The sequence below is a fragment of the Cupriavidus alkaliphilus genome, from assembly GCF_900094595.1.
Taxonomy (GTDB): Bacteria; Pseudomonadota; Gammaproteobacteria; order Burkholderiales; family Burkholderiaceae; genus Cupriavidus; species Cupriavidus alkaliphilus.
This window is the reverse complement of the sequence record NZ_FMAD01000002.1, coordinates 549,538-563,287: the sequence shown is the minus strand read 5'-3', so window position 1 is coordinate 563,287 and position 13,750 is coordinate 549,538. Positions and strand designations below refer to the sequence as shown.

At 66.9% G+C, this 13,750-nt stretch carries 13 protein-coding genes; 1 reads left to right on the top strand and 12 read right to left on the bottom strand.

Annotation, left to right across the window (positions count from 1 at the left end):
• Window position 1: 1 nt before the first annotated feature.
• Complete coding sequence (locus tag GA0116996_RS06080; protein WP_092308199.1) at window positions 2-925, bottom strand: histone deacetylase family protein; 924 nt, start codon at window positions 923-925, stop codon at window positions 2-4.
• Between the two features lie 169 nt (window positions 926-1,094).
• Here GA0116996_RS06080 and mltB point away from each other — a divergent pair, with 169 nt between their 5' ends.
• Complete coding sequence (mltB, locus tag GA0116996_RS06075; protein ID WP_092308197.1) at window positions 1,095-2,201, top strand: lytic murein transglycosylase B; 1,107 nt, start codon at window positions 1,095-1,097, stop codon at window positions 2,199-2,201.
• Window positions 2,202-2,271: 70 nt separating this feature from the next.
• Here mltB and cysM read toward each other — a convergent pair whose 3' ends face one another.
• From cysM to cmk, 11 genes are all read right to left on the bottom strand, one after another.
• Window positions 2,272-3,174 (bottom strand): cysteine synthase CysM, encoded by a 903-nt coding sequence (gene cysM, locus GA0116996_RS06070; RefSeq protein ID WP_092308195.1) that lies wholly within the window; start codon window positions 3,172-3,174, stop codon window positions 2,272-2,274.
• A gap of 133 nt (window positions 3,175-3,307) precedes the next feature.
• Window positions 3,308-4,609: a solute carrier family 23 protein gene (locus GA0116996_RS06065; protein ID WP_092308193.1), complete on the bottom strand. Its 1,302-nt coding sequence runs from the start codon at window positions 4,607-4,609 to the stop codon at window positions 3,308-3,310.
• A 237-nt stretch (window positions 4,610-4,846) separates the two neighbouring features.
• On the bottom strand, window positions 4,847-5,239 hold the full coding sequence (locus tag GA0116996_RS06060) for a ComEA family DNA-binding protein (protein ID WP_092308191.1): 393 nt from the start codon (window positions 5,237-5,239) through the stop codon (window positions 4,847-4,849).
• A gap of 165 nt (window positions 5,240-5,404) precedes the next feature.
• A complete protein-coding gene (gene rfaD / locus GA0116996_RS06055) occupies window positions 5,405-6,400 on the bottom strand; it encodes an ADP-glyceromanno-heptose 6-epimerase (protein ID WP_092308189.1) in 996 nt (331 codons plus the stop codon).
• Between the two features lie 27 nt (window positions 6,401-6,427).
• Window positions 6,428-7,375 (bottom strand): D-glycero-beta-D-manno-heptose-7-phosphate kinase, encoded by a 948-nt coding sequence (rfaE1, locus tag GA0116996_RS06050; RefSeq protein ID WP_092308187.1) that lies wholly within the window; start codon window positions 7,373-7,375, stop codon window positions 6,428-6,430.
• A gap of 80 nt (window positions 7,376-7,455) precedes the next feature.
• Window positions 7,456-8,844 carry a UDP-glucose dehydrogenase family protein gene (locus GA0116996_RS06045; RefSeq protein ID WP_092308184.1) on the bottom strand — a complete coding sequence of 463 codons (1,389 nt, stop codon included), beginning with the start codon at window positions 8,842-8,844 and terminating at the stop codon, window positions 7,456-7,458.
• Window positions 8,845-8,879: 35 nt separating this feature from the next.
• Window positions 8,880-10,109, bottom strand: a complete 1,230-nt coding sequence (gene lapB, locus GA0116996_RS06040; RefSeq protein ID WP_092308182.1) for a lipopolysaccharide assembly protein LapB — start codon at window positions 10,107-10,109, stop codon at window positions 8,880-8,882.
• A 3-nt stretch (window positions 10,110-10,112) separates the two neighbouring features.
• Window positions 10,113-10,466, bottom strand: coding sequence for a lipopolysaccharide assembly protein LapA domain-containing protein (locus tag GA0116996_RS06035; protein WP_092308180.1), 354 nt, complete (start codon window positions 10,464-10,466; stop codon window positions 10,113-10,115).
• Window positions 10,467-10,750: 284 nt separating this feature from the next.
• Complete coding sequence (locus GA0116996_RS06030) at window positions 10,751-11,170, bottom strand: integration host factor subunit beta (protein WP_092308410.1); 420 nt, start codon at window positions 11,168-11,170, stop codon at window positions 10,751-10,753.
• Between the two features lie 30 nt (window positions 11,171-11,200).
• Window positions 11,201-12,895, bottom strand: a complete 1,695-nt coding sequence (gene rpsA, locus GA0116996_RS06025) for a 30S ribosomal protein S1 (protein ID WP_012352088.1) — start codon at window positions 12,893-12,895, stop codon at window positions 11,201-11,203.
• A 165-nt stretch (window positions 12,896-13,060) separates the two neighbouring features.
• Window positions 13,061-13,729 (bottom strand): (d)CMP kinase, encoded by a 669-nt coding sequence (gene cmk / locus GA0116996_RS06020; RefSeq protein WP_092308178.1) that lies wholly within the window; start codon window positions 13,727-13,729, stop codon window positions 13,061-13,063.
• Window positions 13,730-13,750: the final 21 nt, after the last annotated feature.

Genomic DNA, 13,750 nt, shown 5'->3' with positions numbered 1-13,750 from the left:
CCTAATGTTCCAGCAGCACCTTCAGGTGGGCCAGCACGCTGCGGCCCAGCGCGCTGAGGTTGTAGCCGCCTTCGAGGCAGCTGACGATGCGGCCTTGCGCATGGGTGCGCGCCACCTCGACCAGCTGGCCGGTGATCCAGGCGTAGTCCTGCTCCACCAGGCCCATCTGGCCCAGGTCGTCCTCGCGGTGCGCGTCGAAGCCGGCCGAGATGAACAGCATCTGCGGACGGAATTCATTGAGGCGCGGCAGCCAGATGGTCTCGACCACCTCGCGCACCGCCATGCCGTTGCTGTAGGCCGGCAGCGGGATGTTGACCATGTTCGGCGCCAGATGCTCGGTGCCGCTGTAGGGATAGAACGGGTGCTGGAAGATGCTGCACATCATCACGCGCTCGTCGCCGCGGAACGCCGCCTCGGTGCCGTTGCCGTGATGGACGTCGAAGTCGATGATCGCCACGCGCTCCAGCCCGTGCGCCTGCAGCGCATGGCGCGCGGCAATGGCCACGTTGTTGTAGAAGCAGAAGCCCATGGCGCGGCCGGGCTCGGCATGGTGTCCGGGCGGGCGCACGCAGCAGAACGCGTTCTCGAACTCGCCGGCGATCACGGCATCGGTGGCCGCCACCGCCGCGCCCGCCGCCAGCGTGGCGGCGGCGAGCGTGTGGGCGTTCATCGAGGTGTCCGGATCGATCGCGTGGTAGCCGCTCGACGGGCTGGCGCTTTCGAGCGCGTCGACGTGCTCGGGCCGGTGCACGCGCTCGAGCTGCTCGCGCGTGGCGGGCGGCGCCTCGCGGCGCTCCAGCAGCCCGTCCAGGCCGTGCGAAATCAGGTGATCCTCGATCGCCTGCAGGCGCTCCGGACACTCGGGGTGGAAGTGTCCCATCTCGTGCCGCTGGAACTCGGGGTGCGTGTAATAGCCTGTCGGCATCTCTTATCGTCGCAATGGGTTGCAGTGCGTCGCCATGTTGTCTCCAAACGTTACGTTAGCACACGCCAGACCAGGCCACCCAGCAGCGCCGGCGCGCCCGCCCATGCCCGCCCCGACGCGGCTGCCGCGGTGGCATCCGCTATACTCGGTGCGACTTGCAAAGGACACCATGACCGACACCCAGCGCTCACTGCGACGCCCCCTGCTGGGCGCCGCGCTTTCCGCTGCCGCACTCGGACTCTGCGGCCTCTCCCCCAGCCTGCTCGCCGCCGGCAAACGCCGCGTCAGCGTGCGCGAGGAAGAAATCGAACCCGGCCGCTACCGCGACAACCCGCAAGCACGTGCCTTTATCGACGAGATGGTGGCGCGCCACGGCTTTGACCGCGCCATGCTGCAGGACTGGTTCGGACAGGCGGTCTACTCGGCCACCGTGGTACGGCTGATCATGCCGCCCGCCACCATCGGCCGCAAAAGCTGGCGCACCTACCGCTCGCGCTTTATCGAGCCGATCCGCATCAATGCCGGCGTGCGCTTCTGGCAGGACAACCGCGACATGCTGCGCCGCGCCGAGGCCGAGTTCGGCGTGCCGGCCTCGGTGATCGTCGGCATCATCGGCGTCGAAACCATCTACGGCCGCGACATGGGCTCGTTCCGCGTGCTCGATTCGCTGTCGACACTGGCGTTCGACTACCCGGCTACGCCCAACCGCGACGCCCGCACCACGCTGTTCCGCAACCAGCTGGCCGACTACCTGCTGTGGTGCCGCGACACCCGCACCGATGTCTACTCGGTGCTGGGCTCGTATGCCGGCGCCATCGGCATTCCGCAGTTCATGCCGACCAGCCTGCGCGAATACGCCCTCGACTACGACAACAACGGCCACATCGACCTGCGCAACAGCCCCACCGATGCCATCGGCAGCGTGGCGCGCTTCCTGCAGCTGCATGGCTGGGAGCCGGGCCGGCCGGTGGTGTGGCGCATCGCCCCCGACGCCGGCAGCCTGGGCATCGCCACCGCCGCGGCCGATGGCGAGCCGTGGCCGACCCGCACCCTCAACCAGCTGACCCGCGCCGGGCTGCGCGTGGACGAGCCCATCAACCTGGCGCGCGAAGGCGAAACCGGCGTGCTGGTGGTGGACCTGCCCACGCCCGACCAGCCCACCGAGTACGTGCTGGGCCTGCGCAACTTCTATGTGCTGACGCGCTACAACCGCAGCTTCTTCTATGCGCTGGCGGTGTACCAGCTGGGCGAGGCGGTCAAGGCGGCGATGGGCTAAAGGCGGCACGGCCAAAGTCAAAAAGGCCTCGCATCAGCGAGGCCTTTCTTGTTTGCGGCGGCGCTGCGGATCAGGCCGGGAACACGCCGGTCGACAGGTAGCGGTCGCCGCGGTCGCACACCACGAAGACAATGGTGGCGTTCTCGACTTCCTCGGCGACGCGCAATGCCACGCACAGCGCACCGGCGGCGGAAATGCCGCAGAAGATGCCCTCTTCCGACGCCATGCGGCGCGCCATGTGCTCGGCGTCGCCCTGGCTCACCGGCTCGGTGCGGTCGATGTACTTGGGATCGTAGATCTTGGGCAGATACGCTTCGGGCCACTTGCGGATGCCCGGGATGCGCGAGCCTTCGGCCGGCTGCGCGCCGACGATCTGGATCTCGGGATTCTGCTCCTTGAGGAAGCGCGACACGCCGGTGATGGTGCCGGTGGTGCCCATCGCCGAAACGAAGTGGGTGATGCGGCCGTCGGTATCGCGCCAGATCTCGGGGCCGGTGCCCTCGTAATGCGCCTGCGGGTTGTCCGGGTTGGCGAACTGGTCGAGGATCACGCCCTTGCCGTCGCGCTCCATAGAATCGGCCAGGTCGCGCGCATACTCCATGCCGCCCTTGACCGGAGTCAGGATGATCTCGGCGCCGTAGGCCGCCATGCTCTGGCGGCGCTCGAGGCTGAGGTCCTCGGGCATGATCAGCACCATCTTGTAGCCGCGGATGGCAGCCGCCATGGCCAGCGCGATGCCGGTATTGCCCGAGGTCGCCTCGATCAGGGTATCGCCCGGCTTGATGCGCCCGCGCGCCTCGGCCCGGGCGATCATCGACACCGCCGGGCGGTCCTTGACCGAACCGGCCGGATTGTTGCCTTCGAGCTTGCCGAGGATCACATTGCCGCGCGCGTCGTTGGCGGCGCCGGGGATGCGCTGCAGTCTGACCAGCGGCGTATTGCCGATGGTGTCTTCAATTGTCTTGTAGGCCATGGGGCGAAGGAAGGTCGCAATCGGGGGAATCCGGAGGATTCCGGGGGATTCCAATTCGCCGGCCATTGTAATCCAGACCCCTATCCCCTCGCCGGCAGGCGGGATTTGCACCGCCCGCCGGCACCGCCGTGGCTCAGCCTTCCTCGCGGTTGCCTTCGCCCAGCAGGTGATACAGCAGGATGCAGCCGAAGGTGGCGGTGCCGATGCCGCCCAGCGTCATGCCGCCCAGCTTCAGCGTCAGGTCGCCGGCCGCCACCGTCAGCGTGGCGCCCACCGTGATCAGGTTGCGCGAGCTGGAGAAATCCACATGGTTCTGCACCCAGATGCGGCCCGCGGTGGCGGCGATGAGGCCGAACACGACGATGGTCAGGCCGCCGATCACCGGCCCCGGGATGGTCAGGATCAGGGCGCCGAACTTGGGCGAGAAGCCCAGCAGGATGGCCACGGCGGCCGCCACCACGAAGATCAGCGTCGAATAGATCTTGGTGACCGCCATCACCCCCATGTTCTCGGCATAGGTGGTCACGCCGGTGCCGCCGCCGCTGGCCGACAGCATGGTGGCGATGCCGTCGCCGATAAAGGCGCGGCCGATGTACGGATCCAGATTGCGGCCGGTCATTACGCCGATGGCCTTGATATGGCCGAGGTTCTCGGCCACCAGCACGATCGCCACCGGCGCGATCAGCAGCATGGCGCCCAGCTCGAACGTCGGCGCGGTGAACGCCGGCAGGCCGAACCAGCTGGCGGCGGCCACGCCGGAGAAATCGATCGGCTTGCCCAACCCCATCACATTGGTGCCCAGGTAGTAGGCAACATAGCCGGCCAGGCCGCCGATCAGCACCGGCAGGCGGCCGATCATGCCGGGCGCGCGCACCGCGACCAGCCCCACCGCGACCACGGTCAGCAACCCCACCCAGGTATCGAGCGCCGCGCCGCTGACCGCCTTGACCGCCACCGGGGCCAGGTTCAGCCCGATCGCCGCGACGATCGCGCCGGTCACCACCGGCGGCATCAGCTTTTCCACCCAGGCGTAGCCCGCCGCCTGCACCACCAGGCCGATCACGGTGTACAGCGCGCCGGCGGCAATGATGCCGCCCAGCGCCACCGGGATATTGAGGTTGGGGCCGCTGCCGGCATAGCCGGTGGCGGCGATCACCACCGCAATGAAGGCAAAGCTGGAGCCCAGGTAGCTGGGCACCCGGCCGCGCACGCACAGAAAGAAGATCAGCGTGCCGATGCCGGAAAACAGGATGGCGATATTCGGGTTGAAGCCCATCAGAATCGGCGCGATGGCGGTCGAGCCGAACATCGCCACCACGTGCTGGATCCCGGCCAGCAGTGTCTGCCCCGCGGGCAGCCGCTCATCGGGGCCGATTACGCCCTCGGTCTTGAGCCGCCATTGCGGCAGGAATCCCGCGTCCTCGCCATTCGCCATATTGTCTTGCTCCCTGTGGTCCGGGCTGGCCTCCGGATCGGCGGCCGCCGCGCTTGTGCCTGGTTGTTGGGTTGTGGAATGCCGCTCGGCAGCCGCGCGGCAGGTCCTGCCTGCGCGGCGTCCGCATGATACTCCGCCGCCACGGGGGCTGCGAAGCCGGCAAGCTTTAGCACAACGCATACCAGCAACAGCGCACCCGGCCGCAGCACGACCGGGCACAGGGCAGCGCGGACAGCGCTAGCGGGCCGGCTTTGCCGGTGCAGGCGTCGCCTTGGCCCCCTTGGCGGGCGCCGGCGTGGCCGGCGCAGCGGATGGCGCGGCGGTGGACGCGCCCTTGCCGGCGATGGTCAGGCCGGCATCCTGCAGCCTGGCCACGGACTTCGGCCCGATGCCGCTGACGCGCTCGGCCAGGTCGGCGGCGTCCTTGTACGGCCCGCGCTTGTTGCGCTCTTCGACGATGTGGCGGGCCGTGGCCGGTCCTACGCCCTTGACCGCGGTCAGCGCGGCCTCGTCGGCGGTGTTGACGTCGACCGCGGCACGGGCGGTGCCGCCGGCAAGCAGGCACAAGGTTGCCGCGAGGGAGATCAGGGAAAAACGCCGGGCAAGTTGCCGGATCCAGTGCATGGCCATGAAGGCTCTCCTTTCCTGTGGATGGTCTGAGGTACCACCCCCGCCGGGGCGGCGAGGTCAGGTCAGGATAGGGGCGCACCGCGAGGGCGGCGCATGCGGCAACAAAAGTTGACACCGGCCGCACGAAAGCGTGTCAGCCGGCGCAAGGCAGGGGCGATGCGGGGTTCAGCCGTTGCGCTCGAGCAGCCAGCGGCAGTAGCGCGCCACGCCTTCCTCGACGGTCAGGAAGCGCTCGCCGTAGCCGGCGCCGCGCAGCTTGGACACATCCGACTGCGTGAAGCACTGGTACTTGCCGCGCAGTGCGTCCGGAAACTTGACGTACTCGATCAGCCCTTCCTGCACCAGGTCGTCCAGCGACAGCGGCGGCTTGCCTTCGGCTTCGCGCAGCGTGTTGACCACGGTGGCGGCGATGTCGTTGAACGGCTGGGCGCGACCGGTGCCCAGGTTGAAGATGCCGGACTTCTCCGGATGGTCGAAGAAGAACAGGTTGACCTTGACCACGTCCTCGACCGAGATGAAGTCGCGGCTCTGCATGCCTGGGCCATAGCCACCGTATTCGCCGAACAGCTTCACCGTGCCGTCGGCGCGGAACTGGTTGAAGTTGTGGAACGCCACCGAGGCCATGCGGCCCTTGTGCGTTTCGCGCGGCCCGTACACGTTGAAGTAGCGGAAGCCGACGATCTGCGACAGCGCCGACGGCAGCCGGCGCCGCACGATCTGGTCGAACAGGAACTTGGAGTAGCCGTACACGTTGAGCGGACGCTCGAACTCGCGGTCTTCGCGGAACACCTGCGAGGCGCCGTAGGTCGCCGCCGACGATGCGTAGAGGAACTGCGTGCCCTGCTCCAGGCAGCTCTCCATCAGCGACAGCGTGTAGCGGTAGTTGTTCTCCATCATGTAGCGGCCGTCCGTCTCCATGGTGTCGGAGCAGGCGCCTTCATGGAACACCGCGCGGACCTTGCCGAACTCGCCGCGGGCAAAGCGCGCGAGGAAGTCCTGCTTGTCCAGGTAATCGGAGATCTCGCAGTCGACCAGGTTGTGGAACTTGTCGGCGCGGGTCAGGTTGTCGACGGCGATGACATGGGTCTCGCCGCGTTCGTTCAGGCCCTTGACGAGATTGCTGCCGATAAAACCCGCGGCACCGGTGACGATGATGGTCATGGTCGGATCAGGATGGGGCGCCGCGCCTCAGGCTGCGGCGCCGAACAATTCGGGATAAGTGACGACGGCGGTGCCCAGCTTGCCGACCACGATGCCGCCGGCGCGATTGGCATGCTGCACGGCTTCCTTGAGCGGCACGCCGGCACCCATCATGGTGGCGAGCGTGGCGATCACGGTGTCGCCCGCACCGGATACATCATAGACCTCGCGCGCCTGGGCCGAGACGTGCAGCACTTCGGCTTCGGTATAGAGCGTCATGCCCTCTTCCGAGCGCGTCAGCAGCAGCGCCTCGAGCTGCAGCGCGCGGCGCAGGTTCTGCGCGCGGATGGTCAGGTCGGCCTCGGTCTTCCAGGCGCCGACCACGGCGCGCATCTCGGCGCGGTTGGGGGTGATCAGCGTGGCGCCGCGGTAGCGCGAGTAGTCGTCACCCTTGGGGTCGACCAGCACCTTGCGGCCGGCGGCGCGGCCGGCATCGATCATGCGCGTGACATGGGTCAGCCCGCCCTTGCCGTAGTCGGACAACACCAGCACCTGGTAATCGTTGACCAGGCCCTGGAAGCGGTCCTGTACCGCGAGCAGCACTTCGTGCGCCGGCGCGTTTTCGAAGTCCACACGCAGCAGCTGCTGCTGGTGCGCCACCACGCGCAGCTTGATGGTGGTGTTGATCTTGGCATCGCGGTGCAGGTAGGGCTGCACGTGGCTCTCGGCCAGCAGGGCCTCGAGCGTGCGCGCCGGCTCGTCGTCGCCGACCACGCCCAGCATGCCCACGCGCGCGCCCAGCGCCGCGGCGTTGCGGGCCACGTTGGCGGCACCGCCCAGGCGCTCGTCGCTGCGTTTGACCTGCACCACCGGCACCGGTGCTTCGGGCGAAATGCGCTCGACGTCGCCGAACCAATAGCGGTCCAGCATCATGTCGCCGACCACCAGGATATGGGACTGCCGGATCTGCTCCTGCGGAATGACGGTCTTGTTCATGAAGATCCTTGGCAATATCGCGGCGGCAGCGGCCGCCGCGTTAGCTTATCGGTTGATGAGTCCGTTGACCCGCCTGCGCCTCATTCGTTCGCCGGCGCTGCCTTGCGGGTCGGGCGGCCGATGGCGTGGTATTCCACGCCGGTCTCGCGCATCGCCTCGGGCTCATACAGATTGCGTCCATCGAAAATCACCGGCGACTTCAGCCGCCGCTTGATCTGCGCGAAATCGGGGCTGCGGAACACCTTCCATTCGGTCACGATCGCCAGCGCGTCGGCGCCGTCGAGCGCGTCCATCTGGTGCTGGTGGAAGCTCACGCGCGCCGCGCCGCCCGGCACGTCGGCCAGGTCGGCCTCGAGCGCCCGACGGGCCTCGGCCATCGACACGGGGTCATGCACGCGCAGCGACGCGCCGCGCGACACCAGTTCGCGCGCCAGCACCCGCGACGGCGCCTCGCGCATGTCGTCGGTATTGGGCTTGAAGGCCAGGCCCCAGACCGCGAACACGCGGCCGCTCAGGTCGTCGCCAAAACGGCGCACGATCTTCTGGCCAAGCACGCGCTTCTGCGCGCCGTTGACGGCTTCCACCGCCTCCAGCACGCGCATCGGCTTGCCGTGGTCGGCGGCGGTGCGCATCAGCGCCTGCACGTCCTTGGGGAAGCACGATCCGCCATAGCCGGCGCCGGCATAGAGGAAACTGTAGCCGATGCGCGGGTCCGAGCCGATACCCATGCGCACCAGCTCGATATCGGCGCCGACTTCGTCGGCCAGGTTGGCCAGCTCGTTCATGAACGAGATGCGCGTGGCCAGCATCGAATTGGCGGCGTACTTGGTGAACTCGGCCGAGCGCACGTCCATGTAGAAGGTGCGCTCGTGATGGCGGTTGAACGGCGCGTACAGCTGCCGCATGGTGGCCTGCGCGTGGCGGCCGGCGGCGTCGGCGTTGCAGCCCAGCACGATGCGGTCGGGGCGCATGAAGTCTTCGACCGCGGCGCCCTCCTTCAGGAATTCGGGGTTCGACACCACCGAGAACTGCAGGTCTTCCAGCCCGCGCGCGGCCAGTTCCTCGCGGATCGCGGCGGTGACGCGGTCGCCGGTGCCCACCGGCACGGTCGACTTGTCGACCACCACCTTGAAGCCGGTCATGTGGCGGCCGATATTGCGGGCTGCCGCCAGCACGTACTTGAGGTCGGCCGAGCCGTCCTCGTCCGGCGGCGTGCCCACCGCGATGAACTGCACGTCGGCATGCTCGACGCTGGCTGCCACGTCGGTGGAAAAGGTCAGGCGGCCGGCCTCGCGGTTGCGCTGGATCAGCTCCTGCAGGCCCGGCTCGTAGATCGGCACGCCGCCAGCGTTGAGCAGCGCAATCTTCTGCTCGTCCAGGTCCAGGCAGAAGACATCGTTGCCCTGCTCCGCCAGGCAGGCGCCGGTGACGAGACCGACGTAGCCACTGCCGATAATGGTGACTTTCATAGCTTCAATTCACATCCGTTGCACGGCCATCGGAATCAGCCGAGCGTTTCGGAACGCCGCGGGGCATAGGTCTCCCAGCGGTTGCAACCAGGGCACTGCCAATAGAACAGCCGCGCACGGAAACCGCATTCGCGACAGGTATAGCGCGCCAGGTTGCGAGTGCGCAGTTGCAGCAGGTCGCGGATGGCGGTGGTTTCCTTGGCCTCGTCGTCCTCGGCGCCTTCGTCCTGGCCAGCCGCGGCATCGACCTCAGCGGTTTGCGCGGCGGGCGCGGCGACGGCCACTGCCGCCTGCGCCTCGAAATACTTGGTCAGCGCCAGCAGCGTGGGCTGGCGGCGCAGCTGTTCGCGCATCAGGCGCGCCGCGGCTTCGGGGCCGTTTACTTCCAGCTCGGCCTTGTACGCGGTATCGAGCACCTCGGGCGCGAGCTTGCCCTTGAGCAGGCCGCGCAGCCATTCAAGCGCCACGCCTTGCTCGTCAAGCGCGGCATAAGCCTTGACCACACGCTCGGCCACCAGCGGCAGGAAGGAGGCGTCCTGCCGCTCGATCCCGAGCCAGTGGCCCAGCGCGCCGCGCGCATCGCCCGCCGCCGCGGCGACGTCGCCCAGCAGGATCGGCGCGCGCACGTTGGCGGGATTCTCGGCCACGGCCTGGTTCAGCCATTTCACCGCGTCTTCGGGGCGCTTGCGCTGCAGCGCGTCCTGCGCCAGCTCGCAGCAGAACTGCGCGATCTGCAGGCTGTAGCTCTTCTGCTCCAGCGTCTGCAGCTCACGCGCGGCATCGATCGCCTTCTGCCACTCCTTCTCCACTTCATAGAGCTCGAGCAGCACGCGCTTGGCCGAGGCCGCGTAGGGTCCCGACATCAGCCGGCGCAGCGACTCCTCGGCACGGTCCAGCAGGCCCGCGCGCAGGTAGTCCTCGCCCAGCTCGAACAGCGCATGCTCGCGCTCGGGCTCGGGCAGGTCGGGGCGCGTGGCCAGGTTCTGGTGCACGCGGATGGCGCGCTCGGTTTCGCCGCGGCGCCGGAACAGCGCGCCCAGCGCAAAGTGCAGTTCGGTGGTTTCGGGGTCCAGCCGCGCGACTTCGACAAAGGCATCGATGGCCTTGTCGGGCTGCTCGTTGAGCAGGAAATTGAGTCCCTTGAAGTAGGAGCGCGGCAAGGCGCCCTGCTCGCTGATCATCTGGCGCACGTCGAAGCGCGCCGCCATCCAGCCAAGGCCAAAGACAAGTGGCAGCACCAACAGCCACCAGGTTTCGAACATCATGGATCAGACTTTCGGGCCGACTACGTTATAGGGAGACTTGGCATCGCGCGCCACCGGGGCGGCGCTTGCCGGTGATGTCGATGACGCCGCCGACGGCGCCGTCGTTGAGGCCCCGGCATTCGCGACCGCCCGGCGCAGCCTGGCCAGTTCCATGCGCTGGCGCATCAGTCCGGGCGCCACCGAGGCCAGCGCGGCCACCGCGCCCAGTGCAAACGCGGCAAACAGGATCAGGATCAGCGGCGCATGCCAGACGGCGTTGAAGAACAGCTGAAGCGAGGCTTCTGCGGTATTGCGCAGCGCCAGCACGAACAGCAGCACGAATACGACGATGCGGACGATCCAGGCAAACAGTTTCATGCGGGTAGGCGGCGAGGCAGCGTGGCGTTGTGGCAGGCAAGCACAGAGGCAGCGGCTAAGCGGACGGCCTGTGCGAGGCCCGGCAAAGACCCCGGCATTGTAACGGAATCACTTCACGGATTCGGTAACGTGGCGGTAACGGCGTCCCGGCTCACGCCTCGCAAGCATCGCAGGCTGGCCTTGCAGGCGATGCGGCGTGCCGCCGCGATTCGCACGGATAAAAAAAAGCGCCCCAAAGGGCGCTTTTTTTGACAATACAGCAACAGGCAGTGAGGCAAGGTAAGTCAGGAACGAATGAAATCCAATCCGCTCTCATGCAAACCGGTCGGCGCGGCGGGTGCCGCGCCCTGGCCTGCCTTGCCCGGCAGGGCTTGCGCCGTGCCGCCGGAATGGCCGTTGCCATTGGCACCCGCAGGCGCCGGCTGGCTGCGGTCAACCCGTTCGCGCAATTCCTTGCCCGCCTTGAAGTGCGGCACCCGTTTTTCAGGCACCAGCACCCGCTCGCCGGACTTGGGATTGCGCCCCACGCGAGGCGGACGCTTGTTCAGACCAAAACTGCCGAATCCGCGGATCTCGATGCGGTGGCCGTCGGCCAACGCTTCGGACATCGCGTCGAGTATCGTTTTCACCGAGATGTCCGCATCCCGCAGCAGCAGCTGGGGGAAGCGGGCAGCCAGTTTTTCGACAAGCTCCGACTTGGTCATGGGCATACGCGCAAGCGCGGGGGCCTGCGATTACTGGTTGTCCTGGCCGAGCTTGGCCTTCAGCAGGGCGCCGAGGTTGGTCGTGCCAGCCGTGCCGGTGTCGGCCTGGAACTTCTGCATCGCTTCCTGCTGCTCTGCGCTGTCCTTGGCCTTGATCGACAGGTTGATGTTGCGCGACTTGCGGTCGACGTTCACCACCAGGGCGGTGATCTGCTCGCCTTCCTTCAGCACGTTGCGGGCGTCTTCCACGCGATCAGCGGAGATTTCCGAAGCACGCAGGTAGCCTTCCACGTCGTCGGCCAGCTGAACCACGGCACCCTTGGCGTCAACGGCCTTGATGGTGCCCTGAACCAGCGAACCCTTGTCGTTGGCCGAGATGAAGTTGTTGAACGGATCGCCCGACAGCTGCTTGATGCCCAGCGAGATGCGTTCCTTGTCGACGTCGATGCCCAGCACCACGGCTTCGACTTCGTCGCCCTTCTTGTACTTGCGCACGGCCTCTTCGCCGGACTCTTGCCAGGACAGGTCGGACAGGTGCACCAGGCCGTCGATGCCACCCGGCAGGCCGATGAACACGCCGAAGTCGGTGATCGACTTGATCTGGCCGCTCAGCTTGTCGCCCTTCTTGTGGTTGCGCGAGAAATCGTCCCACGGGTTGGCCTTGCACTGCTTCATGCCCAGGCTGATACGACGCTTGTCTTCGTCGATATCCAGCACCATGACTTCGACTTCGTCGCCCAGCTGGACAACCTTGGACGGGGCCACGTTCTTGTTGGTCCAGTCCATTTCCGACACGTGCACCAGGCCTTCGATGCCGGCTTCGATCTCGACGAACGCGCCGTAGTCGGTCAGGTTGGTGACCTTGCCGAACAGGCGGGTGCCTTGCGGGTAGCGGCGCGAGATGCCGACCCACGGATCTTCGCCCAGCTGCTTCACGCCCAGCGAGACGCGGTTCTTTTCCTGGTCGAACTTGAGGATCTTGGCGGTGATTTCCTGGCCAACCGACAGCACTTCGCTCGGGTGGCGGACACGACGCCAGGCCAGGTCGGTGATGTGCAGCAGGCCGTCGATGCCGCCCAGGTCAACGAACGCACCGTAGTCGGTGATGTTCTTGACGATACCGTTGACGATGGCGCCTTCCTTCAGGGTTTCCATCAGCTTCTGGCGCTCTTCGCCCAGCGTGGCTTCGACCACGGCGCGGCGCGACAGCACAACGTTGTTGCGCTTGCGGTCCAGCTTGATCACCTTGAATTCCAGGGTCTTGCCTTCGTACGGGGTGGTGTCCTTGATCGGACGCACGTCAACCAGCGAACCCGGCAGGAACGCGCGGATGCCGTTGACCATCACCGTCAGGCCGCCCTTGACCTTGCCGGTCACGGTACCCGAGATGATTTCGCCGTCTTCCAGGGCCTTCTCGAGGTTCAGCCACGAGGCCAGGCGCTTGGCCTTGTCGCGCGAGAGGATGGTGTCGCCATAGCCGTTCTCGAGTGCGTCGATGGCCACGGAGACGTAGTCGCCGGCCTGCACTTCGAGTTCGCCCTGGTCGTTCAGGAACTCCTCCACCGGCACAAATGCCTCGGACTTGAGGCCGGCGTTGACGACCACGAAGTTGTGGTCGATGCGCACGACTTCAGCGGAGATCACTTCGCCAGCCTTCATATTGGAGCGAGCGATCGATTCCTCGAACAGTGCGGCAAAGGATTCGTTAGTTTGCAGGTCGGACATAAACGTAAGGTGAAATCCGCAATACGCTGGCCGGCGCGACGATCGCGCTCAGTCTGCCAGGGCAGCGGGGTCAGGTTTGACAAAAGCCAGCCCAGGCACAGGCCCGGACTGACGCCATCGGGTACGGAAGAGGCGCGCCGCTTCTACGGATGCGCCCGCTGCATGTCATGCATCGGGCCGCACAGCGGCAAACCACTCCAGCACCTGCGCCACTGCCTGATCCACCGTCATGTCGGAGGTATCGAGCAGCTTTGCATCCTCGGCGGGACGCAGGGGCGCGGCGGCACGGGTGCGATCCCGCGCGTCGCGCGCCTCGAGGTCACGCAAAAGGTCTTCGATATTAGCAGAAATTCCCTTATCAATCAATTGTTTATAGCGCCTGCGCGCGCGCGCTTCGACACTCGCGGTCAGGAACACCTTGAGCTGGGCGTCCGGGAAGATCACGGTGCCCATGTCGCGGCCGTCCGCCACCAGGCCGGGCAGCTTGCGGAAGCTGCGCTGCAGCTGGGTCAGCGCGTCGCGCACCGGCTGGTGCACGGCGATGGCCGAGGCGCGGTTGCCGATCGCCTCGGCGCGGATCGCCAGGCTCACTTCCTCGCCTTGCAGCCAGACGCGGTCGGGGCCGAACTTCACATCGAGGCGCGTAGCGATCCGCGCCAGGGTGTCCATGTCGGCCAGGTCAACACCGGCGCGGTCGCTGGCCAGCGCTACCAGCCGGTACAGCGCGCCGCTGTCGAGCAGGTGGAAGCCCACCGCGTCGGCAACCTTGTGCGCAACCGTGCCCTTGCCGGAGGCGGTCGGTCCGTCAATGGTGATGACGTTGACGATAGTCATTACTTATGGCACCCAGTAAAA

Bases quoted from the DNA above. Each gene is read 5' to 3' on its own strand.
- mltB (WP_092308197.1), top strand. From the start codon at position 1,095: ATGACCGACACCCAGCGCTCACTGCGACGCCCCCTGCTGGGCGCCGCG.
- GA0116996_RS06060 (WP_092308191.1), bottom strand. From the start codon at position 5,239: ATGGCCATGCACTGGATCCGGCAACTTGCCCGGCGTTTTTCCCTGATC.
- GA0116996_RS06030 (WP_092308410.1), bottom strand. From the start codon at position 11,170: ATGACCAAGTCGGAGCTTGTCGAAAAACTGGCTGCCCGCTTCCCCCAG.
- rpsA (WP_012352088.1), bottom strand. From the start codon at position 12,895: ATGTCCGACCTGCAAACTAACGAATCCTTTGCCGCACTGTTCGAGGAA.
- lapB (WP_092308182.1), bottom strand. From the start codon at position 10,109: ATGATGTTCGAAACCTGGTGGCTGTTGGTGCTGCCACTTGTCTTTGGC.
- GA0116996_RS06080 (WP_092308199.1), bottom strand. From the start codon at position 925: ATGCCGACAGGCTATTACACGCACCCCGAGTTCCAGCGGCACGAGATG.
- GA0116996_RS06035 (WP_092308180.1), bottom strand. From the start codon at position 10,466: ATGAAACTGTTTGCCTGGATCGTCCGCATCGTCGTATTCGTGCTGCTG.
- rfaD (WP_092308189.1), bottom strand. From the start codon at position 6,400: ATGACCATCATCGTCACCGGTGCCGCGGGTTTTATCGGCAGCAATCTC.
- GA0116996_RS06065 (WP_092308193.1), bottom strand. From the start codon at position 4,609: ATGGCGAATGGCGAGGACGCGGGATTCCTGCCGCAATGGCGGCTCAAG.
- GA0116996_RS06045 (WP_092308184.1), bottom strand. From the start codon at position 8,844: ATGAAAGTCACCATTATCGGCAGTGGCTACGTCGGTCTCGTCACCGGC.
- cysM (WP_092308195.1), bottom strand. From the start codon at position 3,174: ATGGCCTACAAGACAATTGAAGACACCATCGGCAATACGCCGCTGGTC.
- cmk (WP_092308178.1), bottom strand. From the start codon at position 13,729: ATGACTATCGTCAACGTCATCACCATTGACGGACCGACCGCCTCCGGC.
- rfaE1 (WP_092308187.1), bottom strand. From the start codon at position 7,375: ATGAACAAGACCGTCATTCCGCAGGAGCAGATCCGGCAGTCCCATATC.